The following is a 265-nucleotide window of genomic DNA, read 5'->3' as shown; positions in this document are numbered from 1 at the left end:
GGCCGGTCGGGCTGGACTTCGACGGCGCGCTGGAGACCGTACGCGCCGGTACGGTCTTCACCACCCACACACCGGTCCCGGCGGGCATCGACCGCTTCGACCGCGAACTGGTCGCCCGCCACTTCGGCGAAGCGGCCGAGCTGCCCGGCATCGACGTCGAGCGGATTCTCGCGCTCGGCCTGGAGACCTACCCCGGCGGCGAGCCGAACTGCTTCAACATGGCGGTGATGGGCCTGCGGCTTGCCCAGCGCGCCAACGGCGTCTC

The 265-nt window shown here is 71.7% G+C and carries 1 pseudogene; it reads left to right on the top strand.

Features of this window, described 5'->3' with window-relative positions:
- A pseudogene (locus GJQ66_RS12940) lies at positions 1-265 on the top strand (DUF3417 domain-containing protein); the annotation flags it as partial.

Source organism: Microbacterium sp. ZXX196, assembly GCF_009709595.1.
GTDB classification, from domain to species: Bacteria; Actinomycetota; Actinomycetes; order Actinomycetales; family Microbacteriaceae; genus Microbacterium; species Microbacterium excoecariae.
The sequence above is the reverse complement of the archived record's forward strand: the minus strand, read 5'-3'. Positions and strand labels throughout refer to the sequence as shown.